The following is a 25,836-nucleotide window of genomic DNA, read 5'->3' as shown; positions in this document are numbered from 1 at the left end:
CGGTGTGGTTGCCACGATCATTGCATAATTGATTTGTAGGGGTATAGCTCAATTGGCAGAGCGTCGGTCTCCAAAACCGAAGGTTGTAGGTTCGATTCCTACTGCCCCTGCCACCTCTTAATGGTGGAATCAACAAGAGCCCGCCTTTGGCGGGCTTTTGTGTCTTGAAATTGCACATTTTTGTGCATTTGAAACAAAATATGGCCACTACTCAGGTTGAAACAGTCAGCTCTGCTGCTGACAAAGCAAAATTAGCCGCTGTTGCGGCTTTAGTTGTTGCTTCTATTGCTGGCTTTTATCTGTTGAGCAAGCAAGGTGCGCTGGTTCAGTGGGCGGCTCTGATTGTCGGCCTGGTGCTGGCTGCTGGCGTGTTTCTGATCTCTGAGCCGGGCAAGCGCTTCATTGGCTTTGCTCGTGATGCTTGGCGTGAGGTGAAGAAGGTGGTCTGGCCCACCCGCAAGGAAACCATGCAGATGACACTGTATGTCTTTGCGTTTGTGGTGGTGATGGCCTTGTTCTTGTGGTTCACCGATAAGACGCTTGAATGGGTCTTGTACGACTTGATTTTGGGCTGGAGGAAGTAATGGCTGATGCAGTCGAAACAGATGTGAATGGTGGAGCAGCGGGACCCGCCAATCCCGATCTGCGCTGGTATATCGTCCATGCCTATTCGGGTATGGAGAAGGCTGTCGAGCGCAATATTGCGGAGCGTATTGCTCGCTCGGACATGCAGTCCAAGTTTGGCCGCATCCTGGTGCCTTCCGAAGAAGTGGTGGAAATGCGCAACGGCACTCGCCGCACCACAGAGCGCCGCCTGTTCCCCGGTTATGTGTTCGTCGAAATGGTGATGGATGACGATACCTGGCACCTGGTGAAGCACACCAGCAAGGTGACCGGTTTCGTCGGTGGTGCCAAGAACCGTCCTGCCCCCATCTCTGAAGAAGAAGTTCGCAAGATCGTCGACCAGATGCAGGAGGGCACCGAAAAGCCCCGCCACAAGGTCGAGTTCATGGTCGGCGAAATGGTTCGTGTCAAGGAAGGTCCGTTCGCGGACTTCAACGGCTCCGTCGAGGAAGTCAACTACGAAAAGAACCGTCTGCGTGTCTCGGTCACCATCTTTGGCCGCGCGACTCCTGTGGAATTGGAATTCTCTCAAGTTGAGAAAACTTAAGATTCGCAATAGAATCTAGGGCTTCGCATTTTTTGACTCGATGCGAAGCTTTTTTGTAGAGTCAGCAACCTCGGGGAGCTGTTTGCAGATATTGCAAATGGCGCTATACCCGTAAGGAGCTCAACATGGCGAAAAAAATCGTCGGCTTCATCAAGCTGCAAGTGCCAGCTGGTAAGGCCAATCCTTCTCCTCCCATTGGTCCTGCGCTGGGTCAGCGCGGCCTCAACATCATGGAATTCTGCAAGGCGTTCAACGCCCAGACCCAAGGTGTCGAGCCCGGCCTGCCTCTGCCCGTGGTGATCACGGCTTTTGCTGACAAGAGCTTCACGTTCATCATCAAGACTCCTCCCGCAACCGTTCTGATCAAGAAGGCTGTGAAGCTGGACAAGGGCTCTTCCAATCCTCTGAAGAACAAGGTTGGCAAGATCACACGTGCTCAGCTGGAAGAAATCGCCAAGACCAAGCTGAAGGACATGAACGCCGCTGACGTTGACGCTGCTGTGCGTACGCTGGCTGGTTCTGCCCGTTCGATGGGCGTGATCGTGGAGGGTGTGTAAATGGCCAAGTTGACCAAGAAGCAAAAAGCTCTCCAGGGCAAGGTTGATTCCAACAAGCTGTACTCTTTCGCTGACGCCGTGGCGCTGGTGAAGGAAGCTGCAACTGCCAAGTTCGATGAATCCATCGACGTGGCCGTGCAACTGGGCGTGGATGCCAAGAAGTCGGACCAAGTGGTGCGTGGCGCCGTGGTGCTGCCTCACGGTACCGGCAAGACTGCTCGCGTGGCTGTGTTCGCACAAGGCGCCAAGGCTGAAGAAGCCAAGGCCGCCGGCGCTGACGTGGTCGGCATGGACGACCTGGCTGCTCAAGTCAAGGCCGGCGACATGCCCTTCGACGTGGTGATCGCTGCTCCCGACGCTATGCGCGTTGTGGGTCAGCTGGGTCAGATCCTGGGCCCCCGCGGCCTGATGCCCAACCCCAAGGTTGGCACCGTGACTCCTGACGTCGCTACGGCCGTGAAGAACGCCAAGGCTGGTCAAGTGCAGTTCCGCGTGGACAAGGCTGGTATCGTGCACGGCACGATCGGTCGCCGTTCGTTCGATGCCGACAAGCTGCAGGGCAACCTGGCTGCTCTGATCGATGCACTGAACAAGGCCAAGCCTGCTTCCAGCAAGGGTCTGTACCTGCGCAAGGTGGCTGTTTCGTCGACCATGGGTGTGGGCGTTCGCGTCGATACACAATCCATCTCGGCGTAATTGCTAGAAATCGTCAGATGAGCTTTGCTCATCTGGTGTGGTGGGCTGCAGGAGTTGTTGCTCCTGCAGGTCATCCGAGACCGTTGGTGTGATTTGATCACTTAATCACGAAGGCCAACGCAGATGGCGATCCCGCTGCAGATGGAAATTTTTCCTAAACAGTTGGTCGCTGCAACAAGAGCGTGTATGCAGGGCTTGCCTTGCATATGCATTTGAAGGAGTAGACCTTGAGTCTTAATCGCAGTGAGAAAGAAGCGGTCATCAACGAAGTGACCAGCCTCGCCGCTAAAGCTCAAACGCTTGTGATCGCGGAATACCGTGGCATCACGGTCGCCGACATGACCAAACTGCGTGCCGATGCTCGCAGCAAGGGTGTGAGCCTGAGCGTGTTGAAGAACACCCTGGCCCGCCGTGCTGTTGCCGGTAGCGCGTTTGACGTGGTGGCTGACCAGATGACTGGTCCCCTGATCTATGGCTTCTCTGAAGACGCAGTGGCTGCCGCCAAGGTGGTGGCCGACTTCGCGAAGACCAACGACAAGTTGGTGATTCGCGGTGGCGCGTTCGGAGGCAAGGCCCTGGACATCGACGGCGTTAAGCAACTGGCAAACATCCCCTCCAAGGAAGTACTGCTCGCACAACTGTGCGGCTTGCTCATGTCGCCTATCTCGCGTACAGCCGTTGTGCTGGGCGCTCTGGCGGCCAAGAAGGGCGAAGGCTCTGCCGAAGCGGCAACAGAAACAGCCGCAGCCTGAGTGCTCGGCAAAACCAACCAATTTTAGGAAATCAAAATGGCATTCGATAAAGACGCATTCCTGACCGCCCTGGACAGCATGACTGTTCTGGAACTGAACGACCTGGTCAAGGCTATTGAAGAGAAGTTTGGCGTGTCCGCCGCTGCTATGGCTGCTCCCGCTGCTGGCGGCGCTGCTGGTGGCGCTGCTGCTGCTGAAGAAAAGACCGAGTTCAACGTCGTTCTGACCGACGCTGGCGCTAACAAGGTGTCCGTGATTAAGGCTGTGCGCGAAATCACTGGCCTGGGTCTGAAGGAAGCCAAGGATCTGGTCGACGGCGCTCCCAAGACCGTGAAGGAAGCCGCTCCCAAGGCTGACGCTGAAGCCGCTGTGAAGAAGCTGGTTGAAGCCGGTGCCAAGGCTGAACTGAAGTAATTCAGTGAAATCAAGGGCTGGAGACTCGTAAAAGGGTCTCCAGCCTTTGGCGCTTGTGGAGTGCGCTTAAAGAACACACCAAAAAGCAGGTTTCCTAGGGAGTCTGCTTTTTAGTGTCTTCTGACAATCCGACAGCAGAAGATGCCTTGGTTCGGGCGATGTGCAACGCATCGCCGTCAGCCATGGTTGGTAGTGGCCAACCGCCAAGCCCGCAGGAGAACCCTGTGGGGCAGTCGTCGCAGACCCAGGACTCATGTCTTTGCCCGGAGATCTCATGGCCTATTCTTATACCGAACGCAAGCGAATCCGCAAAAGCTTCGGGAGCCGCGATAGCGTGCTCGAAGTGCCTTATCTGCTGCAGATGCAAAAAGATGCCTATACAGCATTCCTGCAGGCAGATGTAGCCCCCAAAAAACGTACCATTGATGGCCTGCAAGCGGCCTTCAATTCCGCCTTCCCCATCGTCTCCCACAATGGTTTTGTGGAGATGAAGTTTGTCGAGTACAACCTCGCCAAGCCCGCTTTCGACGTGCGTGAATGCCAGACCCGTGGTCTGACCTTCGCCTCCGCTGTCCGCGCCAAGGTCCAGCTGATCATCTATGACCGCGAGTCCTCCACGGCTCAGTCCAAGGTGGTCAAGGAAGTGAAGGAACAAGAGGTCTACATGGGCGAAGTGCCCCTGATGACCGACAAGGGTTCGTTCATCATCAACGGTACCGAGCGCGTGATCGTGTCTCAGCTGCACCGTTCGCCTGGCGTGTTCTTCGAGCACGACAAGGGCAAGACCCATAGCTCGGGCAAGCTGCTGTTCTCGGCTCGCATCATTCCTTACCGCGGCTCCTGGCTGGACTTCGAGTTCGACCCCAAGGACCTGCTGTACTTCCGCGTCGACCGTCGCCGCAAGATGCCCGTGTCGATCCTGCTGAAGGCCATCGGCATGACGCCCGAGACCATCCTGGCAACGTTCTTCGTGAACGACAACTTCCGCCTGATGGACAGCGGTGCGCAGATGGAATTCGTGGCCGATCGCCTGAAGGGCGAAGTCGCGCGTTTCGACATCACCGACAAGTCCGGCAAGGTCGTGGTCGCCAAGGACAAGCGCATTACCGCTCGCCACACCCGCGAGCTGGAGCAGTCCGGCACCAAGTTCGTCAGCGTGCCCGAAGACTTCCTGCTGGGTCGTGTGCTGGCCAAGAACATCGTTGATCCCGATACCGGCGAAATCATCGCCAAGGCCAACGAAGAACTGACCGAAGCCCTGCTCAAGAAGCTGCGCAGCGCTGGTGTGCAGGACGTTCAGTGCATCTACACCAACGAACTGGACCAGGGCGCCTACATCTCGCAGACCCTGCGCACCGATGAAACCGTGGACGAGTTCGCTGCCCGCGTTGCCATCTACCGCATGATGCGCCCTGGCGAGCCTCCTACCGAGGACGCCGTGCAGGCCCTGTTCCAGCGCCTGTTCTACAACGCCGACACCTATGATCTGTCGCGCGTGGGCCGCATGAAGTTCAACGCCAAGATCGGCCGCGAAGGTGCGACCGGTCCCATGGTGCTGTCCAACGAAGACATCCTGGCCGTGGTCAAGATCCTGGTGGACCTGCGCAATGGCCGTGGCGAAGTCGACGATATCGACCACCTGGGCAACCGCCGCGTGCGTTGCGTGGGCGAACTGGCCGAGAACCAGTACCGCACCGGTCTGGCGCGTATCGAAAAGGCTGTGAAGGAACGTCTGGGTCAGGCCGAGCAAGAGCCTCTGATGCCTCACGACCTGATCAACTCCAAGCCCATCTCTGCGGCCCTGAAGGAGTTCTTCGGTGCCTCGCAGCTGTCGCAGTTCATGGACCAGACCAACCCTCTGGCAGAAATCACGCACAAGCGTCGTGTTTCCGCCCTGGGCCCAGGCGGTCTGACCCGCGAACGTGCCGGCTTTGAAGTGCGTGACGTGCACGTGACCCACTATGGCCGCGTCTGCCCTATCGAAACGCCTGAAGGTCCCAACATCGGTCTGATCAACTCGCTGGCTCTGTACGCCCGCCTGAACGAGTACGGTTTCATCGAAACCCCGTACCGTCGCGTGGTGGACGGCAAGGTGACGATGGACATCGACTATCTGTCGGCCATCGAAGAAGGCAAGTACGTGATCGCCCAGGCCAACGCCGATCTGGATGCCGAAGGCAATCTGGTGGGCGAGCTGGTGTCGGCCCGTGAAGCCGGTGAATCGACCCTGGTGTCGGCCGAGCGCGTGCAATACATGGACGTGTCGCCTGCGCAGATCGTGTCCGTGGCCGCCTCGCTGATTCCGTTCCTGGAACACGACGATGCGAACCGTGCCTTGATGGGCGCCAACATGTCGCGTCAGGCCGTGCCTGTGCTGCGTCCTGAAAAGCCCATGGTCGGTACCGGTATCGAGCGCGTTGCTGCCGTGGACTCCGGCACCGTGGTCACTGCCAAGCGCGGCGGTATCGTGGACTATGTCGACGCCACCCGTATCGTGATCCGTGTGAACGACGACGAAGCCGTGGCCGGTGAAGTCGGCGTGGACATCTACAACCTGATCAAGTATCAGCGTTCCAACCAGAACACCAACATCCACCAGCGCCCCATCGTCAGCCGTGGCGACAAGCTGGCCAAGGGTGATGTGCTGGCGGACGGCGCTTCGACCGACCTGGGCGAAATCGCCATCGGCCAGAACATGCTGATCGCGTTCATGCCCTGGAACGGCTACAACTACGAAGACTCGGTGATGATCAACGAGCGCATCGTGGCTGACGATCGCTACACCTCGATCCACATCGAAGAGCTGGTGGTGATGGCTCGTGACACCAAGCTGGGTGCCGAAGAAATCACACGCGACATCCCCAATCTGTCCGAGCAGCAACTGAACCGCCTGGACGAGTCCGGCATCATCTACGTGGGCGCCGAAGTGCAACCCGGCGATGTGCTGGTGGGCAAGGTCACCCCCAAGGGCGAGACCACGCTGACGCCTGAAGAGAAGCTGCTGCGCGCCATCTTCGGCGAGAAGGCTTCCGACGTGAAGGACACCTCTCTGCGTGTGGATCAGGGCTCGCAAGGCACCGTGATCGACGTGCAGGTGTTCACGCGTGAAGGCATCCAGCGCGACAAGCGCGCCCAGCAGATCATCGACGATGAACTCAAGCGCTTCCGTCTGGACCTGAACGACCAGCTGCGCATTGTGGAAGCCGACGCTTTCGACCGTATCGAGAAGCTGCTGACCGGCCGCGTGGCCAACGGCGGTCCTCAGAAGCTGTCCAAGGGCGCCAAGATCGACAAGGCCTATCTGGACGGCGTGGAGAAGTTCCACTGGTTCGACATTCGCCCTGCCGAAGACGATGTGGCCGCTCAGCTGGAGTCCATCAAGAACTCCATCGAGCAGCAGCGTCACACCTTCGACCTGGCGTTCGAAGAAAAGCGCAAGAAGCTCACGCAAGGCGACGAGCTGCCTGCCGGCGTGCTGAAGATGGTCAAGGTCTACCTGGCCGTCAAGCGTCGTCTGCAGCCCGGCGACAAGATGGCCGGTCGTCACGGCAACAAGGGTGTGGTCTCCAAGATCACTCCTGTGGAAGACATGCCTTTCCTGGCCGACGGCACCACTGCCGACATCGTGCTGAACCCGCTGGGCGTGCCTTCGCGTATGAACATCGGTCAGGTGCTGGAAGTGCACTTGGGCTGGGCCGGCAAGGGCCTGGGCCAGCGCATTGGCGACATGCTGCAAAAGGAAGCCCGTGCTGCTGAAGTGCGCGCCTTCCTGGAAGAGATCTACAACCGCAGCGGTCGCAAGGAAGAGCTGTCTCAGCTGGATGACGGCGAAGTCATGTCCATGGCCAAGGAGCTGACCACGGGCGTGCCATTCGCAACGCCGGTGTTCGACGGTGCTTCCGAAGCCGAAATCAAGGACATGCTGAAGCTGGCCTACCCTGACGACATCGCTGCCGCCAAGGGCCTGACCGAGACACGCACTCAGGCGTATCTGTATGACGGCCGCACCGGCGAGCGCTTCGAGCGTCCGACCACCGTGGGCTATATGCACTACCTGAAGCTGCACCACTTGGTTGACGACAAGATGCATGCCCGCTCCACCGGTCCTTACTCGCTGGTGACGCAACAGCCTCTGGGCGGTAAGGCCCAGTTCGGTGGTCAGCGTTTCGGTGAAATGGAAGTGTGGGCGCTGGAAGCTTACGGCGCCGCCTATGTGCTGCAGGAAATGCTGACTGTGAAGTCCGACGACGTGGTCGGTCGTACCAAGGTGTACGAGTCCATCGTCAAGGGCGAGCACTCGATCGAAGCGGGCATGCCCGAATCGTTCAACGTGCTGGTCAAGGAAATCCGCTCTCTGGGCTTGGACATCGAGCTCGAACGTTCTTAAGCACTATTAAACAGAGAGCTGCAACCGCTTTAAAACAAAGGATTTGCGCTTGGTTCGTTGCTGAAACCAAGGCAAATCCAGCGGTGGCTGCAATGATTTTTGACGAAAAGGAAAGAGTTACATGAAATCGCTACTCGACCTGTTCAAGCAATTTACGCCTGATGAGCATTTCGATGCCATCAAGATCGGCCTGGCCTCGCCCGAGAAGATCCGTTCCTGGTCTTTCGGTGAAGTGAAGAAGCCTGAAACGATCAACTACCGTACTTTCAAGCCCGAGCGTGATGGTCTGTTCTGCGCCAAGATCTTTGGCCCGATCAAGGACTACGAATGCCTGTGCGGCAAGTACAAGCGCCTCAAGCACCGCGGTGTGATCTGCGAGAAGTGCGGCGTTGAAGTCACACAGACCAAGGTGCGTCGCGAACGCATGGGGCACATCGACCTGGCCGCGCCCTGCGCCCATATCTGGTTCCTGAAGTCCCTGCCTTCGCGCCTGGGCCTGGTGCTGGATATGACGCTGCGCGACATCGAGCGCGTGCTGTACTTCGAAGCCTATGTGGTGACCGACCCCGGCATGACTCCGCTGAAGAAGTTCAGCATCATGACCGAGGACGACTACGACGCCAAGCAACTCGAGTACGGCTACGATGAGTTCACCGCCAAGATGGGCGCTGAAGGCATCAAGGACCTGCTCGAAGGCATCGACATCGACGTCGAGATCGAGCGCCTGCGCAACGATCTGACCGGCTCCGAAGTCAAGGTCAAGAAGAACGCCAAGCGCCTGAAGCTGCTGGAAGCGTTCAAGAAGTCCGGCATCAAGCCCGAGTGGATGGTGATGGAAGTGCTGCCCGTGCTGCCTCCCGATCTGCGTCCTCTGGTGCCTCTGGACGGTGGCCGTTTCGCCACTTCCGACCTGAACGACCTGTACCGCCGCGTCATCAACCGCAACTCGCGTCTGCGTCGTCTGCTCGAGCTCAAGGCTCCTGAAATCATCGCGCGCAACGAAAAGCGCATGTTGCAGGAAGCGGTGGACTCGCTGCTGGACAACGGCCGTCGCGGTAAGGCCATGACGGGCGCCAACAAGCGTGCCCTGAAGTCTCTGGCCGACATGATCAAGGGCAAGAGCGGTCGTTTCCGTCAGAACTTGCTGGGCAAGCGCGTGGACTACTCCGGTCGTTCCGTGATTACCGTGGGTCCTTACCTCAAGCTGCACCAGTGCGGTCTGCCCAAGCTGATGGCGCTGGAGCTGTTCAAGCCCTTCATCTTCGCGCAGCTCGAGCAGCGCGGCATTGCCACGACCATCAAGGCTGCCAAGAAGGAAGTGGAAGCCGGTACGCCCGTGGTGTGGGACATCCTTGAAGAAGTCATCAAGGAACACCCCATCATGCTCAACCGTGCGCCTACGCTGCACCGTCTGGGTATCCAGGCTTTCGAGCCCATCCTGATCGAAGGCAAGGCCCTGCAACTGCACCCGCTGGTCTGCGCGGCCTTCAACGCCGACTTCGACGGTGACCAGATGGCTGTTCACGTGCCCCTGTCTGTGGAAGCGCAGATGGAAGCCCGCGTGCTGATGCTGGCCTCGAACAACGTGCTGTTCCCCGCTTCGGGCGAACCCTCCATCGTTCCTTCGCAGGACGTGGTGCTGGGTCTGTATCACGCCACGCGTGAAAAGATCAACGGCAAGGGCGAAGGCATGGTGTTTGCCGACTTGATGGAGCTGCAACGCGCTCTGGATGCCGGCGAGACCGAGCTGCACGCCAAGATCAGCGTGCGCCTGACCGAGTGGAACAAGAACAAGGAAACCGGCGAATTCGAGCCCGTGACCTCGCTCGTGGAAACCACCGTGGGCCGTGCCCTGCTGTCTGAAATCCTGCCCAAGGGCCTGGCTTTCAGCAACATGAACAAGGCGCTGAAGAAGAAGGAAATCTCCAAGCTGATCAACGCCTCCTTCCGCAAGTGCGGTCTGAAGGCCACGGTCGTGTTTGCCGACAAGCTGCTGCAAAACGGTTTCCGTTTGTCCACGCACGCCGGTATCTCGATCTCCATCGACGACATGCTGGTGCCTCCGCAAAAGGCCGACATCCTGGCCCGCGCAGAGTCCGAAGTGAAGGAAATCGAGCAGCAGTACGTCTCGGGTCTGGTGACCTCCGGCGAGCGCTACAACAAGGTGGTGGACATCTGGGGCAAGGCCGGCGACGACGTGTCCAAGGTGATGATGGACCAGCTCAAGGTCCAGAAGACCACCGACCGTCATGGCAACGAAGTCGATCAGGAATCGTTCAACGCGATTTACATGATGGCCGACTCCGGCGCCCGCGGCTCCGCAGCGCAGATTCGTCAGCTGGCCGGTATGCGTGGTCTGATGGCCAAGCCTGACGGCTCCATCATTGAGACGCCTATCACCGCGAACTTCCGCGAAGGCCTCAACGTGCTGCAGTACTTCATCTCGACCCACGGTGCTCGTAAGGGTCTGGCCGATACGGCGCTGAAGACGGCTAACTCCGGTTACCTGACTCGTCGTCTGGTGGACGTGACGCAGGATCTGGTCGTGAACGAACAGGATTGCGGTACCTCCAACGGCTATCTGATGCGCGCCATCGTCGAAGGCGGTGAAGTGATCGAATCCCTGCGCGACCGCGTGCTGGGCCGTTCGACCGCCGAAGAAGTGCTGCACCCCGAAACCCGTGCCGTGCTGGTGCCTGCCGGTACCCTGCTCAACGAAGACACCATCGAAGAGCTGGAAGCCCAGGGCGTGGACGAAATCAAGGTGCGTACGGCTCTGACCTGCGAAACCCGTTTCGGCCTGTGCGCCACCTGCTACGGTCGCGACCTGGGTCGTGGCGGCCTGATCAACCTCGGCGAAGCCGTGGGTGTGATCGCTGCCCAGTCCATCGGTGAACCCGGCACGCAGCTGACCATGCGTACCTTCCACATCGGTGGTGCCGCTTCGCGTGCCGCCATCGCCTCGAGCGTGGAAGCCAAGTCCAATGGTGTCATCGGCTTCAACAGCACGATGCGCTATGTGTCCAACACCAAGGGCGAGCTGGTGGTGATTTCGCGTTCCGGCGAGATCGTGATCAGCGAAAACGGCCGCGAGCGCGAGCGTCACAAGGTGCCCTACGGCGCCGTGCTGACCATCAAGCCCGATGAAGCCATCAAGGCCGGCAAGATCCTGGCGAACTGGGACCCGCTGACCCGACCCATCATTACCGAATACGCCGGTCAAGTGCGTTTCGAGAATGTGGAAGAAGGTCTGACGGTGGCCAAGCAGGTCGACGAAGTGACCGGTCTGTCCACTCTGGTGGTGATCGATCCCAAGCGTCGTGGCTCTGCCAAGGTGGTGCGTCCCCAGGTCAAGCTGATCGACGCCAACAACCAGGAAGTCAAGATCCCTGGTACCGACCACGCCGTGACGATCGGCTTCCAGGTCGGCGCCCTGATTCAGGTGCGCGACGGCCAGGACGTGGGCCCCGGCGAAGTGCTGGCCCGTATCCCTGTGGAAGGTCAGAAGACCCGCGACATTACCGGTGGTCTGCCCCGTGTGGCCGAACTGTTCGAAGCCCGTACGCCCAAGGACAAGGGCACTCTGGCCGAGATGACCGGTACCGTGTCCTTCGGCAAGGAAACCAAGGGCAAGATCCGCCTGCAGATCACCGATCTGGAAGGCAAGGTCTGGGAAGAACTGGTGCCCAAGGAGCGCAACATTCTGGTCCACGAAGGCCAGGTTGTGAACAAGGGCGAGTCCATCGTTGACGGTCCTGCCGATCCTCAAGACATCCTGCGTCTGCTGGGTATCGAAGAGCTGTCGCGCTACATCGTGGACGAGGTGCAGGACGTTTACCGCCTGCAGGGTGTGAAGATCAACGACAAGCACATCGAAGTGATCGTGCGTCAGATGCTGCGTCGCGTGATCATCGAGAACTCCGGCGATACCACCTACATCCAGGGTGAACAGGTCGAGCGTTCCGAGGTGCTCAACACCAACGAACAGATGCAGAAGGAAGGCAAGCTGCCTGCCACGTACTCCAACGTGCTGCTGGGTATCACCAAGGCTTCGCTGTCGACCGACTCGTTCATCTCTGCGGCTTCCTTCCAGGAAACCACCCGTGTTCTGACCGAAGCTGCCATCATGGGCAAGCGCGACGAACTGCGTGGCCTGAAGGAAAACGTGATCGTGGGTCGTCTGATCCCCGCCGGTACCGGTCTGGCCTATCACCAGGCTCGCAAGGCCAAGGACGAAATGGACGATGCCGAGCGTCGTGCCATCGCCGAAGCCGAAGAAGCCGAGCTGGCCGGTGTGCTGGCTGATGACGTCGAAGCACCTGCTGGCGACGCCTCTGCCGACTAAGCATGGCATTGGGCCGCGGCCGGCAACGGCTGCGGTTCGCTGCTGATGCACCGCGCTCCCGCTCTGCCTTGTGCAGACGGGAGCGTTTTTCATTGATCAAGACACGACTTGCGCAAGCTCGGATCAGGCATGGTGTTTTCTCGATAGAAATGCCCGCTGTGTATCCTGGTCTGCGTCAGTTCTACAAGATTTTCAGGTCTGCTCTTCATGACTTCCAAGCCTTCCCAACCCAAGAACGCCGCTGCCGGTGCTGCCGTGCCCAACGCTCCTGCCCTGTGGCAACAGCTGGATGCAGTGGCCAAGGCTTTGCACGGCATCCTGGGTGGTCAGTCCAGCAAGGCTGTGCTGGCACAGGTGCCGCAGCGCTTGCGTCCGGGAGTGCAGGCCTTGCTGTTCCAGGTGCTGCGCAATCTGGGGCGTGCCCAGGCGCTGCAAAAGCAACTGGCGCCGCGCTCACCGGCACCCAAGGTCAGTGCCTTGCTGAGCACGGCGCTGGCTCTGGCCTGGGATGAGACCCAAGCCCCATATCCGCCCTTCACCCTGGTCAACCAGGCCGTGGAAGCCGCCAAGAACGGCGCGGCACGGGCGCAGTCCGGCTTCATCAACGCCTGCCTGCGTCGCTTTCTGCGCGAGCGCGATGCCCTGGTGAGCGCGACCGACAACGATCCCGTGGCCGTCTGGAATCACCCCGCATGGTGGATTACCCGGCTCAAAAAAGACCATCCCCAGGATTGGCAGACCATTTTGGCGGCCAACAACGCCCAGCCGCCCATGACGCTGCGGGTGAATGCACAGAAAAGCACTCCAGCTCAGTACCAGAAGACGCTGGAAGCCATGAATCTGAAAGCGACCGCAGTCGCCGAATGCGGTCTGCAGCTGGAGCAGGCGGTGCCTGTGCAGGAGCTGCCGCAGTTTGAAGAAGGTTGGGCCTCGGTGCAGGACGGCGCGGCACAGGCCGCTGCACCGCTGCTGCTGGCTGGCTTGCCCCAGCCCCAGGGCCGTCCGCTGCGCGTGCTGGATGCCTGTGCTGCACCCGGAGGCAAGACTGCCCATCTGCTTGAGCGCGCTGCGCCCGGCGGCATCGAAGTCACGGCCCTGGAGATTGACCCCGAGCGGGCTCGCCGCATCGGTGAAACCCTGTCGCGCCTGGGCCTGAAGGCCAAGGTGCTGGTGGCCGATGCGTCCGCGCCCCAGGCGTGGTTCGAATCGCAATGTGGCGGTCAGCTCTTCGATGCGATCTTGCTCGATGCGCCTTGCACGGCATCTGGCATTGTGCGTCGCCAGCCCGATGTGCGCTGGCTGCGCCGTGAGAGCGATGTGGCCCAGCTGGCAGACATCCAGTCCAGGCTGCTCGATACCCTGTGGCCGCTGCTGCAGCCCGGCGGCCGCATGGTCTATTGCACCTGCTCGGTCTTCAAGGCAGAGGGCGATGCCCAGATGCAAGCGTTTCTTGCACGCAACACTACGGCGGCCAGCTTGCCTGCTCCGGGTCATTTAATTCCCGGCAAAGCTGCCAAACACGATTCCGTGGCAGACAATCCCCTGGGTGACCACGACGGCTTTTTTTACGCTCTGCTGGAAAAATTGCGCTAACGCTGTAGCGGGGGCCTTGCGGCGTGCGGCCCGTGCAGCTTCGTTGGTGCTGGCGCTGTCCCTGGTTTTCGTGCTGGCCCGGGCCGATACCGTGCCACCGGATATCAGCTCCATGCAGGTCACGCGTACCGACGAGGGGGTGTTTCTCTCGGCCAATCTGCAGTTCGAGCTGCCCGGTCAGGTTGAAGATGCCCTGCGCCAGGGCATTCCCATGTATTTCATTGCCGAGGCTCAGGTGCAGCGCGAGCGCTGGTACTGGTCCGATCAGCAATTGGGCGTCGCCACCCGCTATTACCGCATTACGCACCAGCCGCTGACCAGGCGCTGGCGTTTGCATATCTCCAATTCCGCCTTCACCGGCGGCAGCGGCACCGGACTGGCGCTGGGCCAGTCCTACGAGCAGCTGGAGGATGCCATCGCAGCCATTCAACGCATTTATCGCTGGAAGATTCTGGAGTCAGGCCAGCTCGGCTCCACTTCCGGCGTCTCGGTGCAACTGCGCTTTCGCGTAGATCTGTCGTCCCTGCCCAGACCTTTGCAGATTGGGGCTCTGGGGCGCTCGGGCTGGAATCTGCAGCTGTCGCGCACGCAGACGCTGGAGGCCGCTCCCTGATGGCTGACATCAAGCTCCCGGACGGCGAAGCCGGCGGCTCCTCTGCCGCGCGCTGGTCGCGCGCCACGCGCTGGGCCGTTGGCACGGGCGTGGCGCTGATGGTGGTGGTTGGGGTGCTGCTGCTGTTCCTGCTGACCCTGGCCACGAATAACCGGCTGGCCTACGAGCGCAACTACAACTGGCTGTTTGCCGCCAATGTCGTTGTGGCCGGATTGCTGCTGCTGGTGCTGTTCTGGGGCGGCTTGCGCCTGGCTCTGCGGCTCAGGCGCGGGCGTTTTGGCAGCAAGCTGTTGCTCAAGCTGGCTGGCATCTTCACCCTGGTGGGCTTGCTGCCGGGCTTGCTGATCTATGTGGTGTCCTACCAGTTTGTTTCGCGCTCGATAGAGAGCTGGTTTGACGTCAAGGTCGAGGGGGCCTTGTCTGCGGGCGTGAGCCTGGCCAGTGCCACGCTGGATACCGTGGCCAATGACATGGCCAACAACACGCGCACGGCAGGCCTTCAGCTGTCTCAGACTTCGGATGCAGGGGCGGCACTGATGCTGGAGCGCATCCGAGATCAGATCGGAGCCTCCGATGTGGTGCTCTGGAATGCATCAGGCAAGGCCATTGCCAGTGCCGGTCAGTCTCAGTTCAGCCTGGCACCCGAGCGGCCCAACACCCAGCTGCTGCGCAGCTTGAGGGAGCAGGGCGGTCAGCGTGCCGTGGCCAGCATCGAAGGCCTGGATGATGCCGGTGACGTGCCTGCCGATCAGGCTGCGGCCAACGCCAAGGTGCGCACACTGGCGCTGGTGCCCAGCTCGGCGGTGAATCTGTTGGAGGAGGCACGTTATCTGCAGGCCACGATTCCCCTGCCGCAAGCCCTGGTCAGCAATGCCCTGGCCGTGCAGGAGGCCAATCGCGAGTATCAGGAGCGAGCACTTGCTCGCGGTGGATTGCAGCGCATGTATATCGGCACTCTGACGCTGGCGCTCTTTCTGGCCGTGTTTGGGGCCGTGGTGCTAGCCGTGGTGCTGGGCAACCAACTGGCCAAGCCCTTGTTGTTGCTGGCCCAGGGCATGCGCGATGTGGCGCGTGGAGATCTGCGCCCCAAGCCTGCGCTGCAGAGCAAGGACGAGATTGGCGGGCTGACGCGATCCTTTGCCGTCATGACCCAGCAACTGGCCGACGCACGCTCCGACGCCAACCGCAACCTGCTGCAGCTCGATGCGGCGCGCAGCAATCTGCAGACCATTCTGGACAACCTTACTTCGGGCGTCATCGTGCTCGATCGCTCCGGGCGCATCGTCCTCAGCAACCCTGGTGCAACACGCATTCTGCGTGCTCCCATGGCGGTGTTCCAGGGCAAGCGCCTGCGCGATGTCTCTGGTTTGCAGGACTTTGCGCGCGTGGTGCAGGAGCAGTTCGAGATCTTTCTCGGCGATGCTTCGGCCGAGCAGGGGCGGGACCGCTGGCAGCAGGTCTATGAGCTGGACGCCGGCAACGGCAACGGCGATGTGGTGCACAACACCACCAGCCTAGTCATGCGCGGCGCGGAGCTGCCCGACGACCAGCGCCTGCTGGTGTTTGACGACATCTCGGAGATCGTCTCTGCCCAGCGCGCACAGGCCTGGGGCGAGGTGGCGCGCCGCGTGGCGCATGAGATCAAGAATCCGCTGACGCCGATTCAGCTGTCTGCCGAGCGTCTGGCGATGAAGCTGACCGACAAGCTGCAGCCTGCGGAGCAGGCGCTGCTGGCCAAATCCGTGAAGACCATCGTCGATCAGGTGGGGGCCATGAAGCGTCTGGTCGATGAGTTTCGCGAGTACGCACGTTTGCCGGCTGCCAATCTGCAAGCGCTGGATTTAAATGCACTGGTCGCGGAGGTGCTGCAGCTCTATGGCGAAGAGAATGCGGCGGTGCGTGTGGAGGCATCGCTCGACGAAGCCTGTCCGCTGATTCAGGGCGATAGCCAGCAATTGCGTCAGGTCATCCACAATCTTTTGCAAAATGCGCAAGATTCCACCGCGCAAAGAGCGCAGGAAACAGGGCAGACTCCAGGATCCGTCACCATCGAAACCCGCTGGATGGACACGGCCCAGCGTGTGCGCCTGAGCATCAGCGACAGTGGCACAGGTTTTGCTCCCAATATTCTTCAAAGAGCCTTCGAGCCCTATGTGACCACCAAGTCTCGCGGCACAGGCCTGGGCTTGGCCGTGGTCAAAAAAATCGCCGATGAACATGGCGCAAGAGTGGACCTGGGTAATCGAGAGGAAGACGGGGTAGTGCAAGGCGCGCGAGTGTCGCTATCATTTGTACCTAACGACCGTGCGGGGGCGGCTTGATCCCGCTTCGCACAAGGCATAGCAACAGGCTTTAGACACATGGCAAACATACTAGTGGTCGACGACGAACTGGGGATCCGGGATTTGTTGTCGGAAATCCTCAACGACGAAGGTCATAGTGTGGACGTGGCGGAGAACGCCACGCAGGCACGCGTATCCAGGGCAACCCACAACTACGATCTGGTGCTGCTGGACATCTGGATGCCGGACACCGACGGCGTCACCCTGCTCAAGGAATGGGCCACGGCCGGTCAGCTCACCATGCCCGTCATCATGATGAGCGGTCATGCGACCATCGAAACGGCCGTCGAGGCAACGCGCATCGGTGCACTGTCATTCCTCGAAAAGCCCATCACCATGCAGAAGCTGCTCAAGGCGGTGGAGCAGGGGCTGGCGCGCAGCACGGCCAGCCAGGGCCCGGAAACTGCAGCGCATGCCAGCAACGGCACGGCGCCATCGGCCGTGGTCAGCATCACGGCCCAGGCGGCGGAAGACAATCTGCCCAACTCGCACCAAGGATTCGATCTCGACCGCCCCTTGCGCGAGGCGCGCGACGGCTTTGAAAAAGCCTATTTCGAATTCCACCTGGCACGCGAAGGCGGCTCCATGACGCGCGTGGCCGAGAAGACCGGCCTGGAGCGCACCCACCTGTATCGCAAGCTGCGTCAACTGGGCGTGGACCTCGGGCGCAATCGCCGCGGATAATTTCCAAAAAAATCGCAGTTTTCGATTTGGGGTCGAAAAGTGTGCCTATAATCGTGGCTTCGGTGCTCAAGGGTGCTGATAAATGGCCCGGTAGCTCAGTCGGTAGAGCAGAGGATTGAAAATCCTTGTGTCGGCGGTTCGATTCCGTCCCAGGCCACCAGATTCAAAGCCCTGGATCAGCAATGATCCAGGGCTTTTCTGCATACGGACCTGCTCTTTTCGGCTGCATTGCAGACCGGCGAATGCATTCGGGCTGGAATGCCCAGGCGGGGCAGGAAGCGGAAAAAATATGCCTATAATTGCAGCTTCAGCAAATTCAAGTTGCTGAACAGCAAAGGCCCGGTAGCTCAGTCGGTAGAGCAGAGGATTGAAAATCCTTGTGTCGGCGGTTCGATTCCGTCCCAGGCCACCAGATTCAAAGCCCCAGATCAGCAATGATCTGGGGCTTTTCTGTTTGTGCTTGAGGAAAAGAGTCCTCAGCTCCCGGGGGGATGCCGAGCAAGGCGTGCTCTATGCGACGGCTGCATTTCAGCGTTTGTTGTCCTTTGCCGAGAGCCTCTTTGGGACAGTTCTAATGCGCATTGCTGTTATTGAAACCCACATTCAATCGATGGCCGAGCTGCTGTCTCCGCCGACGGGCATCCAGCACTGACCCGAACCTGTTCTGAACCGAGCCGCAAACATGGCTAGTCTAGTAATGCAAAAGAACTGCCTAATGCAGTACATTTGCGTATCGCAGTTGATTAGATTTCGCCATGTCGCGCCTGAAGGACGAAACCCTTTCCATCCGCACCTCCGCTGAGATCAAGCAGCTTTTGCGCTTGGCGGCAGATCGTGAGCGTCGCTCAGTGGCATCAATGATCGAAATCCTGGTGTTGGAGTACGCGCGCAGTCATGACTTGAGGCCGAACCACCCGAATGGAGAACCAGTCAAGGCGAGCGCTTGACATGGTTGTGACTAGATGTAGAAGCCGCCTGCCCGCCACACTAAGACACTCATGACGGCTGGAACAGATTCATGACGACGACAGAACACCAAATCGAGCAGGACTTGATCGCCAAGCTCGGCGAACTCAAGTACACCTACCGCCCTGACATTCGGGACCGCGCAGCACTGGAGGCGAATTTCCGCGCCAAGTTCGAAGCGCTCAACCGGGTTCGTCTGACCGATAGCGAGTTTCAACGCCTGCTGGACAGCATCATCACGCCCGATGTCTATAACGCCGCCCAGACGCTGCGAAACATTAACGCCTTCGAGCGCGACGACGGCACGCCGCTGAACTACACCTTGGTGAACATTCGGGACTGGTGCAAGAACGACTTCGAGGTCGTCAACCAGCTGCGCATGAACACTGACAACAGCCATCACCGCTACGACGTGATACTGCTCATCAACGGTATGCCGGTGGTGCAGATTGAGCTGAAGACTCTGGCGGTCAGCCCGCGCCGTGCTATGCAGCAGATCGTCGATTACAAGGGCGACCCCGGCAACGGCTATGGCAAGACCCTGCTGTGCTTCTTGCAGCTCTTCATCGTCAGCAACCGCACCGACACCTGGTACTTCGCAAACAACAACACCCGGCACTTTAACTTCAATGCCGATGAGCGTTTCTTGCCGGTCTACCAGTTCGCCAGCGAAGACAACAAGAAGATCACGCAGCTCGACAGCTTTGCTGACAAGTTCCTGGCCAAGTGCACCCTGGGCCAGATGATCAGCCGCTACATGGTGCTGGTCGCCAGCGAGCAGAAGCTGCTGATGATGCGGCCTTACCAAATCTATGCCGTCAAAGCCATCGTGGAGTGCATTCACCAGAACTGCGGCAACGGCTACATCTGGCACACCACTGGCTCGGGTAAGACGCTGACCTCGTTCAAGGCTTCCACACTACTCAAGGACAACCCGAACATCGACAAATGCCTGTTCGTGGTGGACCGCAAAGACCTGGATCGCCAGACGCGCGAAGAATTCAACCGCTTCCAGGAAGGTTGCGTCGAAGAGAATACCAACACCGAAGCATTGGTGCGCCGCCTGCTGTCCGATGACTACGCCGACAAGGTGATCGTCACCACCATCCAGAAGCTAGGTTTGGCGCTGGACGAGAACAGCAAGCGCAACAAGCAGAAGGAAAAGCAGGGCCAGGAGACCTACAAGCAGCGTCTGGAGCCCCTGCGCGAACAGCGCGTGGTATTCATCTTCGACGAGTGCCACCGCTCGCAGTTTGGCGACAACCACAAGGCCATCAAGGAGTTCTTCCCAAAGGCCCAGTTGTTCGGCTTCACCGGCACCCCGATTTTCAAGGACAACGCCACGGCCGTGCAGATCGAAGGCCAGCAGGCCAGCTACCGCACCACGGATGACCTGTTCCAGCGCTGCCTGCACGAATACACGATTACGCACGCCATCGAAGACCAGAACGTCCTGAAGTTCCACATCGACTTCTTCAAACCTGAGGGCAAAAAGCCGCCCAAGCCGGGGGAAGGGCTGCCGAAAGCCAAGGTCATCGAGATTATCCTGGCCAAGCACGATGCCGCCACCAACGGGCGCAAGTTCAATGCCGTGCTGGCCACCGCCAGCATCAATGACGCCATCGAGTACTTCGAGGCCTTCAAGGCACTGCAGGACAAGAGGCATGCCGAGGATGACGGCTTTGTTCCGCTGAACGTGGCCTGCGTGTTCTCCCCCCCTGCCGACGGCAACAAGGACGTGCAGCAGATTCAGGAGGACCTGCCGCAGGAGAAGGCCGACAACCAGCAGGACCCCGAAGGCAAGAAAGCCGCGCTCACGCGCATCATGGCCGACTACAACGCGCGCTTCGGCACCAACCACCGCATTGCCGAGTTCGACCTGTACTATCAGGACGTGCAAAAGCGCATCAAGGACCAGCAGTACCCGAATGCTGACCTGCCGCACAGCCAGAAAATCGACATAACCATCGTGGTGGACATGCTGCTCACCGGATTCGACTCCAAGTACCTCAACACGCTGTACGTGGATAAGAACCTCAAGTACCACGGCCTGATCCAGGCGTTCTCGCGCACCAACCGCGTCTTGAATGACAGCAAACCCTACGGCAACGTGCTCGACTTCCGGCAGCAGCAAAAGCCTGTGGAAGAGGCCATCGCGCTGTTCTCGGGCGAGAAGACCGACAACCCGCGCGAAATCTGGCTGGTAGACCCGGCGCCCAAGGTCATCGACACCCTGCAAGCCGCCACGGAGAAGCTGACGGACTTCATGCAATCACAAGGCCTGATGAACGCCCCGGAAGAAGTCACCAACTTGAAGGGCGACGCTGCGCGCAGCCAGTTCGTCAACCTCTTCAAAGAAGTGCAGCGCCTCAAAACGCAGCTGGATCAGTACACCGACTTGTCGGAAGAGCAGAAAACGCAGATCACCCAGATCGTCCCGCCCGACCAGATGCTCGGTTTCAAGGGCGTGTACCTGGAGACCGCCAAGCGCTTGAAGGCCCAGCAAGACCGCGATCAGACCCCGCCCGAGGTGCAGCAGCTCGATTTCGAGTTCGTCCTCTTTGCCTCGGCGGTGATCGACTATGACTACATCATGGGTTTGATCGCCCGGATGACGCAGCAGAAGCCCGGCAAGCTGACCTTGAACCGAGAACAACTCATCGGCCTGATTCAAGCCGATGCCAAGTTCATCGACGACCGCGATGACATCGCCGAATACATCCGTGGCTTGCCCGTGGGCCAGGCCCTGAACGAAGACGCCATTCGCAATGGCTTTGATCGCTTCAAGGCCGAGAAGAAGCACCGTGTGCTCGCTGACATCGCGCAGCGCCATAGCCTGGCTGCCGATGCGCTGCAAACCTTCGTTGATGGCGTGCTGCGCCGCTGCATCTTTGACGGCGAAGCGCTGAGCGAGCTGATGGCGCCGCTGGACCTGGGCTGGAAGGCCCGCACGCAGAAGGAATTGGCGTTGATGGAAGAACTGTCGCCGCTGCTGCACAAACTGGCGCAAGGGCGAGAGATTTCGGGTTTGAGTGCGTATGAGCAATAAGGAAAAGAGCGCCATGCGCCAAGACAAGAACGGGGCGGGACTGGTGCCTCGGCTGAGGTTTCCCGTATTTTTGAATGCTGGCGAATGGAGTGCGCCGAAGCTCGCAGAAATTTCCACGCCAGTGGAGGAGCGCGTAGGCGACAGAACCCTCACGCCAGTCAGCATCTCGGCAGGTGTCGGATTTGTTCCCCAGGCCGAAAAGTTTGGCCGCGACATCTCGGGGAACCAATATCGTCAGTACACCGTGGTGCGCGAAGGTGACTTTGTCTATAACAAGGGAAACTCACTCAAATTCCCGCAAGGATGCGTGTACGACCTTCAAGACAAGGGCGAGGTAGCGGCGCCCAATGTATTCATTTGCTTCCGGTTAAAGGAAGGCTATGAGAATCGCTTCTATCGCCAGTGCTTCGAAAAAAATCTCCATGGCGTTCAGCTGAGAAAGCACATCACGAGTGGAGCCAGAAGCAACGGGCTCCTTAACATCAGCAAAGAGGCCTTTTTCGGCGTCCAAATCCCAACTCCCGATCAGAGCGAGCAGCGGAAGATTGCCGACTGCTTGTCATCCTTGGATGAGCTGATCAGAGCGGAAGCCCAAAGACTCGACACCCTCATGACACAAAAGCAGGGCTTGATGAGAAATCTCTTGCCTGGTGACGGTGAAACAGTTCCGCGCTCGCGATTCCCCGAATTTCGCAACGAAAAGGTTTGGCAAGAAGAGCGCCTGGAGGATTTGACAAAGCGAGGATCAGGACACACGCCAAGCAAATCGCACCCTGAATATTATGGCGGTGGCATTAAGTGGGTTTCACTCGCCGACTCCAAGCGACTTGATGCTGGCCTCATTGAAGACACGGAGACAGAAATCTCAGCCGCTGGCGTTAGAAACTCATCCGCTGTGTTGCATCCAGCGGGTTCAGTGCTCTTGAGTCGAGACGCAAGCGTTGGAAGGAGCGCCATCATGGGTGTGGATATGGCAGTGAGTCAGCACTTCATCGTGTGGACCTGCAAGCCGGACCGACTTTACAACTGGTTCCTTTATTACTCTCTACAACATCGGAAGCCGCTGTTTGAGAGGATTGCCACCGGAAGCACAATCAAAACCATTGGACTCCCGTTCTTTGTTGACATGAGACTGGCTCTGCCAACATTTCCTGAGCAAAAAAAGATTGCCGACTGTCTGGCTTCTCTCGACTTGCGTATCACCGCTCAGGCGAAAAGAGTCGAGGCGCTCAGATCCCACAAGAAGGGCTTGATGCAGCAGTTGTTCCCAGTGCTTGAGGGGGTGCAGGGATGAGGCAGGGACAGACTTTCGCCGATCTGCCGGCGCTGGCAAACCATCTGCGCAGTGAGCTGGTAAACAAGAAGACCATCGTCCTGTATGCTTACAACGGCACCGGCAAAACACGCCTGTCCATGGCCTTCAAGGACATTGGCAAACAAGGCGGCCCCGACGGCGAAGCGCGTGACACTCTGTACTTCAACGCCTTCACTGAAGACCTCTTCCACTGGGACAACGACCTGGAAGGTGACAGCGACCGCAAGTTGACGCTGAACGCCGACTCGCGCTTCTTCGCCGGCTTGGCCGAGTTGGAGATGGATAACCGCATCCGGCCAATGCTGCAGCGCTACGCGGACTTTGACTTCCGCATCGACAGCCAGGAATGGACGGTGCGGTTCTCGCGCACTGTGAACGGGGAGGTCATCGACAACATCAAGGTGTCGCGCGGCGAAGAAAACCTCTTCGTGTGGTGCTTCTTCCTCGCCGTCATGCGACTGGCGATGGACCCGGAGATTGAGGCCTACCGCTGGGTGAAGTACGTCTACATCGACGATCCGATTTCCTCGCTCGATGAGCACAACGCCATCTCTGTGGGCAACCACCTAGCGCAACTGTTGAACGAGGCAGACAACCCGCTGAAGGTGGTGATCTCGTCGCACCATCCGTTGTTCTTTAATGTGATGCACAACGAGTTGGATGCGCGCAAGTCGAAGAAAGTCTCTGCGCACTTCCTCGCGCGTTCTAAGGCGGATGGCTCATACAAGCTGGCCTACACCGGTGCGACACCGTTCTTTCACCACGTGGCTGTGCTAACAGATCTGTACCAGGCTGCTCAGTCGGGCGAGCTGTACACCTACCACTTCAACATGCTGCGCTCGGTGCTGGAGAAGTCAGCAAGCTTTCATGGCTTCTCGAATTTCTCGGCCTGCATTCCAACTGACGATGCGGACGACCCGGAAGGCGTGCTGCATGCACGGCTCATCAACATCCTGAGCCACGGCGACTATTCCTTGTTCGAGCCCGTGCCGATGGGGGACGAAAACAAGGAGCATTTCAAGACGATTCTGGATGGCTTCCTGAACCGCTACCCATTCAACACCGATTTGTTTCCTCAGCCGGCACCGGCTGCTGGACCTGCAGGTACACCATGACCGATCTCGAAAAACAAAAACTGGGCAAGACCCTGTGGGCGATTGCCGACCAACTGCGCGGCGCCATGAACGCGGACGACTTCCGCGATTACATGCTCGCATTCCTGTTTCTGCGCTACCTGTCGGACAACTATGAGGCGGCAGCCAAGAAAGAGCTGGGTGCAGATTACCCCCAATTGGAGCCAGAAGATCGCCTGAGTCCTTTGTCTTTTTGGTATGCCGACAACGCCGCTGATACGCCAGAGTTTGAGAAGCAAATGCGCCGCAAGGTGCACTATGTAATTGAGCCTCAATATCTATGGAGCAATATTTCTGAGATGGCTCGAACTCAGGATGATGAGCTTCTCAGTACGTTGCAAGACGGTCTCAAATACATTGAGGAAGCATCATTCGCAAGCACCTTCAGAGGTCTGTTCTCAGAGATCAACTTAGCCTCTGAAAAGTTGGGAAAGACCTACACAGAGCGCAACACCCGTCTGTGCAAGATCATCAAAGAGATAGCGGACGGGTTGAACCAGTTCTCGACTGACAGCGACACGCTGGGAGATGCTTATGAATACCTGATCGGCCAGTTTGCTGCAGGTTCAGGTAAAAAGGCAGGTGAGTTCTATACGCCGCAGCCGATCTCCACCATTCTCTCGGCCATCGTCACATTGGACGGGCAGGAGCCTGCAACGGGCCAGCGCGCGCATCTGGACAGCGTACTGGACTTTGCCTGTGGCTCGGGCTCATTGCTGCTGAACGTGCGAAATCGCATGGGGCCGCACGGCATCGGCAAGATTCACGGGCAGGAGAAGAACATCACTACCTACAACCTTGCACGCATGAACATGCTGCTGCATGGGGTGAAGGATTCGGAGTTTGACATCTTCCACGGCGACACCTTGCTTAACGAGTGGGACGACCTGCGCGAGACCAATCCTGCCAAGATGCCGAGGTTCGACGCGGTGGTGGCCAACCCTCCGTTCAGCTATCGCTGGGAGCCCTCAGAGTCTCTCCGCGATGACATGCGCTTCAAGAACTACGGCCTGGCGCCCAAATCGGCGGCGGACTTTGCGTTCCTACTGCACGGCTTCCACTTTTTGAAGCAGGATGGCGTGATGGCAATCATATTGCCGCACGGGGTGTTGTTCCGTGGCGGCGCAGAGGCCCGCATCCGCACCAAGCTGCTCAAGGATGGGCACATCGACACGGTGATTGGCTTACCCGCCAACCTATTCTTCTCCACCGGTATCCCTGTGTGCATCCTGGTACTGAAGAAGTGCAAGAAGCCGGACGACGTGCTGTTCATCAATGCAGCAGAGGAGTACGACAAGGCCAAGCGACAAAACGTGCTCCAGCCCGAGCACATCAACAAAATCATTGGCACCTACCGGTACCGCAAGGAAGAGCAGCGCTATTCGCGCCGCGTGGGAATGGAAGAAATCGAGAATAACGATTTCAATCTGAACATCTCGCGCTACGTGAGCACAGCCGAGGCCGAGAAAGAGATCGACTTGGCGAAGGTGCATGCGGAGCTGGTGGCCCTGGACCAGAAGATCAAGACTGCCACGCAGCGGCACAACGAGTTCCTAAAGGAGCTGGGGCTACCTGGTCTCCCTTGATCGCCTGTCGAATATTGGGGCGACCGCCTTGGCCATCAGCGATCATTTCGCTGCGAGGGGATGAGGGGATGAGGGGATGAGGGGATGAGGGGACGCTCTCATCCTGAAGCGGTCAGCTAAGAAGACGGCGGTGTCGGAAAAAAGGAAGCCATCGGGCTTCCTTATTTTTATTCCACCTAATCTTGGCTGTATAGGTCTTTAATGCACAGTATTGGCACCATTGATCACAGCGG

Annotated in this window: 17 protein-coding genes and 3 tRNA genes; all 20 read left to right on the top strand. The window is 58.9% G+C overall.

Annotated elements, in window-relative coordinates; all coding sequences use genetic code 11:
- The first annotated feature begins 37 nt into the window (after positions 1 to 37).
- The 20 genes from AAIL66_RS23150 to AAIL66_RS23055 all read left to right on the top strand — a co-directional run bounded on the left by AAIL66_RS23150 (position 38) and on the right by AAIL66_RS23055 (position 25,603).
- Positions 38 to 113 (top strand) — tRNA-Trp (locus tag AAIL66_RS23150).
- Positions 114 to 200: 87 nt separating this feature from the next.
- A complete protein-coding gene (secE, locus tag AAIL66_RS23145; protein WP_012836790.1) occupies positions 201 to 584 on the top strand; it encodes a preprotein translocase subunit SecE in 384 nt (127 codons plus the stop codon).
- A complete protein-coding gene (gene nusG / locus AAIL66_RS23140) occupies positions 584 to 1,171 on the top strand; it encodes a transcription termination/antitermination protein NusG (RefSeq protein WP_003065695.1) in 588 nt (195 codons plus the stop codon). Before secE ends, nusG begins: the two co-directional genes overlap by 1 nt.
- 125 nt (positions 1,172 to 1,296) lie before the next feature.
- Positions 1,297 to 1,728, top strand: a complete 432-nt coding sequence (rplK, locus tag AAIL66_RS23135) for a 50S ribosomal protein L11 (RefSeq protein ID WP_034359623.1) — start codon at positions 1,297 to 1,299, stop codon at positions 1,726 to 1,728.
- Complete coding sequence (gene rplA, locus AAIL66_RS23130) at positions 1,729 to 2,424, top strand: 50S ribosomal protein L1 (protein WP_003065693.1); 696 nt, start codon at positions 1,729 to 1,731, stop codon at positions 2,422 to 2,424.
- Positions 2,425 to 2,651: 227 nt separating this feature from the next.
- Positions 2,652 to 3,176 (top strand): 50S ribosomal protein L10, encoded by a 525-nt coding sequence (gene rplJ, locus AAIL66_RS23125; protein ID WP_003065692.1) that lies wholly within the window; start codon positions 2,652 to 2,654, stop codon positions 3,174 to 3,176.
- A gap of 36 nt (positions 3,177 to 3,212) precedes the next feature.
- Positions 3,213 to 3,590 carry a 50S ribosomal protein L7/L12 gene (rplL, locus tag AAIL66_RS23120; RefSeq protein ID WP_003065690.1) on the top strand — a complete coding sequence of 126 codons (378 nt, stop codon included), beginning with the start codon at positions 3,213 to 3,215 and terminating at the stop codon, positions 3,588 to 3,590.
- Between the two features lie 274 nt (positions 3,591 to 3,864).
- Positions 3,865 to 7,977 (top strand): DNA-directed RNA polymerase subunit beta, encoded by a 4,113-nt coding sequence (gene rpoB, locus AAIL66_RS23115; RefSeq protein ID WP_003065687.1) that lies wholly within the window; start codon positions 3,865 to 3,867, stop codon positions 7,975 to 7,977.
- A gap of 121 nt (positions 7,978 to 8,098) precedes the next feature.
- Positions 8,099 to 12,322, top strand: coding sequence for a DNA-directed RNA polymerase subunit beta' (gene rpoC / locus AAIL66_RS23110; protein WP_003065685.1), 4,224 nt, complete (start codon positions 8,099 to 8,101; stop codon positions 12,320 to 12,322).
- Between the two features lie 207 nt (positions 12,323 to 12,529).
- The gene (gene rsmB / locus AAIL66_RS23105; protein WP_343497865.1) at positions 12,530 to 13,915 is read left to right on the top strand and encodes a 16S rRNA (cytosine(967)-C(5))-methyltransferase RsmB; all 1,386 of its coding nucleotides are present in this window, start codon (positions 12,530 to 12,532) and stop codon (positions 13,913 to 13,915) included.
- 43 nt (positions 13,916 to 13,958) lie between these two features.
- Positions 13,959 to 14,528, top strand: coding sequence for a DUF4390 domain-containing protein (locus AAIL66_RS23100; protein WP_034359628.1), 570 nt, complete (start codon positions 13,959 to 13,961; stop codon positions 14,526 to 14,528).
- Positions 14,528 to 16,849: an ATP-binding protein gene (locus AAIL66_RS23095; protein ID WP_012836793.1), complete on the top strand. Its 2,322-nt coding sequence runs from the start codon at positions 14,528 to 14,530 to the stop codon at positions 16,847 to 16,849. The genes AAIL66_RS23100 and AAIL66_RS23095 overlap by 1 nt, the downstream gene beginning before the upstream one ends.
- 39 nt (positions 16,850 to 16,888) lie before the next feature.
- Positions 16,889 to 17,554, top strand: coding sequence for a response regulator (locus tag AAIL66_RS23090; RefSeq protein ID WP_034382905.1), 666 nt, complete (start codon positions 16,889 to 16,891; stop codon positions 17,552 to 17,554).
- Between the two features lie 84 nt (positions 17,555 to 17,638).
- Positions 17,639 to 17,714, top strand: a tRNA-Phe gene (locus AAIL66_RS23085).
- A 176-nt stretch (positions 17,715 to 17,890) separates the two neighbouring features.
- A tRNA-Phe gene (locus AAIL66_RS23080) sits at positions 17,891 to 17,966 on the top strand.
- 343 nt (positions 17,967 to 18,309) lie between these two features.
- The gene (locus AAIL66_RS23075) at positions 18,310 to 18,501 is read left to right on the top strand and encodes a hypothetical protein (RefSeq protein WP_343497864.1); all 192 of its coding nucleotides are present in this window, start codon (positions 18,310 to 18,312) and stop codon (positions 18,499 to 18,501) included.
- 71 nt (positions 18,502 to 18,572) lie between these two features.
- Positions 18,573 to 21,569, top strand: coding sequence for a type I restriction endonuclease subunit R (locus tag AAIL66_RS23070; RefSeq protein ID WP_343497863.1), 2,997 nt, complete (start codon positions 18,573 to 18,575; stop codon positions 21,567 to 21,569).
- Positions 21,559 to 22,863 carry a restriction endonuclease subunit S gene (locus AAIL66_RS23065; protein WP_343497862.1) on the top strand — a complete coding sequence of 435 codons (1,305 nt, stop codon included), beginning with the start codon at positions 21,559 to 21,561 and terminating at the stop codon, positions 22,861 to 22,863. The genes AAIL66_RS23070 and AAIL66_RS23065 overlap by 11 nt, the downstream gene beginning before the upstream one ends.
- Complete coding sequence (locus tag AAIL66_RS23060; protein ID WP_343497861.1) at positions 22,860 to 23,999, top strand: AAA family ATPase; 1,140 nt, start codon at positions 22,860 to 22,862, stop codon at positions 23,997 to 23,999. Before AAIL66_RS23065 ends, AAIL66_RS23060 begins: the two co-directional genes overlap by 4 nt.
- Positions 23,996 to 25,603: a type I restriction-modification system subunit M gene (locus tag AAIL66_RS23055; RefSeq protein ID WP_343497860.1), complete on the top strand. Its 1,608-nt coding sequence runs from the start codon at positions 23,996 to 23,998 to the stop codon at positions 25,601 to 25,603. Before AAIL66_RS23060 ends, AAIL66_RS23055 begins: the two co-directional genes overlap by 4 nt.
- Positions 25,604 to 25,836: the final 233 nt, after the last annotated feature.

Origin of the sequence: Comamonas sp. F1-6 (assembly GCF_039581415.1) — a bacterium.
GTDB lineage: Bacteria > Pseudomonadota > Gammaproteobacteria > Burkholderiales > Burkholderiaceae_C > Comamonas > Comamonas thiooxydans.
Note: the sequence above shows the minus strand (reverse complement) of the source record. Positions and strands in the feature narration are given on the sequence as shown.

Excerpts from the sequence above, each read along its gene's own strand:
- secE (WP_012836790.1), top strand. The coding sequence starts at position 201 with ATGGCCACTACTCAGGTTGAAACAGTCAGCTCTGCTGCTGACAAAGCA.
- nusG (WP_003065695.1), top strand. The coding sequence starts at position 584 with ATGGCTGATGCAGTCGAAACAGATGTGAATGGTGGAGCAGCGGGACCC.
- rplK (WP_034359623.1), top strand. The coding sequence starts at position 1,297 with ATGGCGAAAAAAATCGTCGGCTTCATCAAGCTGCAAGTGCCAGCTGGT.
- rplA (WP_003065693.1), top strand. The coding sequence starts at position 1,729 with ATGGCCAAGTTGACCAAGAAGCAAAAAGCTCTCCAGGGCAAGGTTGAT.
- rplL (WP_003065690.1), top strand. The coding sequence starts at position 3,213 with ATGGCATTCGATAAAGACGCATTCCTGACCGCCCTGGACAGCATGACT.
- rpoB (WP_003065687.1), top strand. The coding sequence starts at position 3,865 with ATGGCCTATTCTTATACCGAACGCAAGCGAATCCGCAAAAGCTTCGGG.
- rpoC (WP_003065685.1), top strand. The coding sequence starts at position 8,099 with ATGAAATCGCTACTCGACCTGTTCAAGCAATTTACGCCTGATGAGCAT.
- rsmB (WP_343497865.1), top strand. The coding sequence starts at position 12,530 with ATGACTTCCAAGCCTTCCCAACCCAAGAACGCCGCTGCCGGTGCTGCC.
- AAIL66_RS23095 (WP_012836793.1), top strand. The coding sequence starts at position 14,528 with ATGGCTGACATCAAGCTCCCGGACGGCGAAGCCGGCGGCTCCTCTGCC.
- AAIL66_RS23090 (WP_034382905.1), top strand. The coding sequence starts at position 16,889 with ATGGCAAACATACTAGTGGTCGACGACGAACTGGGGATCCGGGATTTG.
- AAIL66_RS23075 (WP_343497864.1), top strand. The coding sequence starts at position 18,310 with ATGTCGCGCCTGAAGGACGAAACCCTTTCCATCCGCACCTCCGCTGAG.
- AAIL66_RS23070 (WP_343497863.1), top strand. The coding sequence starts at position 18,573 with ATGACGACGACAGAACACCAAATCGAGCAGGACTTGATCGCCAAGCTC.
- AAIL66_RS23065 (WP_343497862.1), top strand. The coding sequence starts at position 21,559 with ATGAGCAATAAGGAAAAGAGCGCCATGCGCCAAGACAAGAACGGGGCG.
- AAIL66_RS23060 (WP_343497861.1), top strand. The coding sequence starts at position 22,860 with ATGAGGCAGGGACAGACTTTCGCCGATCTGCCGGCGCTGGCAAACCAT.
- AAIL66_RS23055 (WP_343497860.1), top strand. The coding sequence starts at position 23,996 with ATGACCGATCTCGAAAAACAAAAACTGGGCAAGACCCTGTGGGCGATT.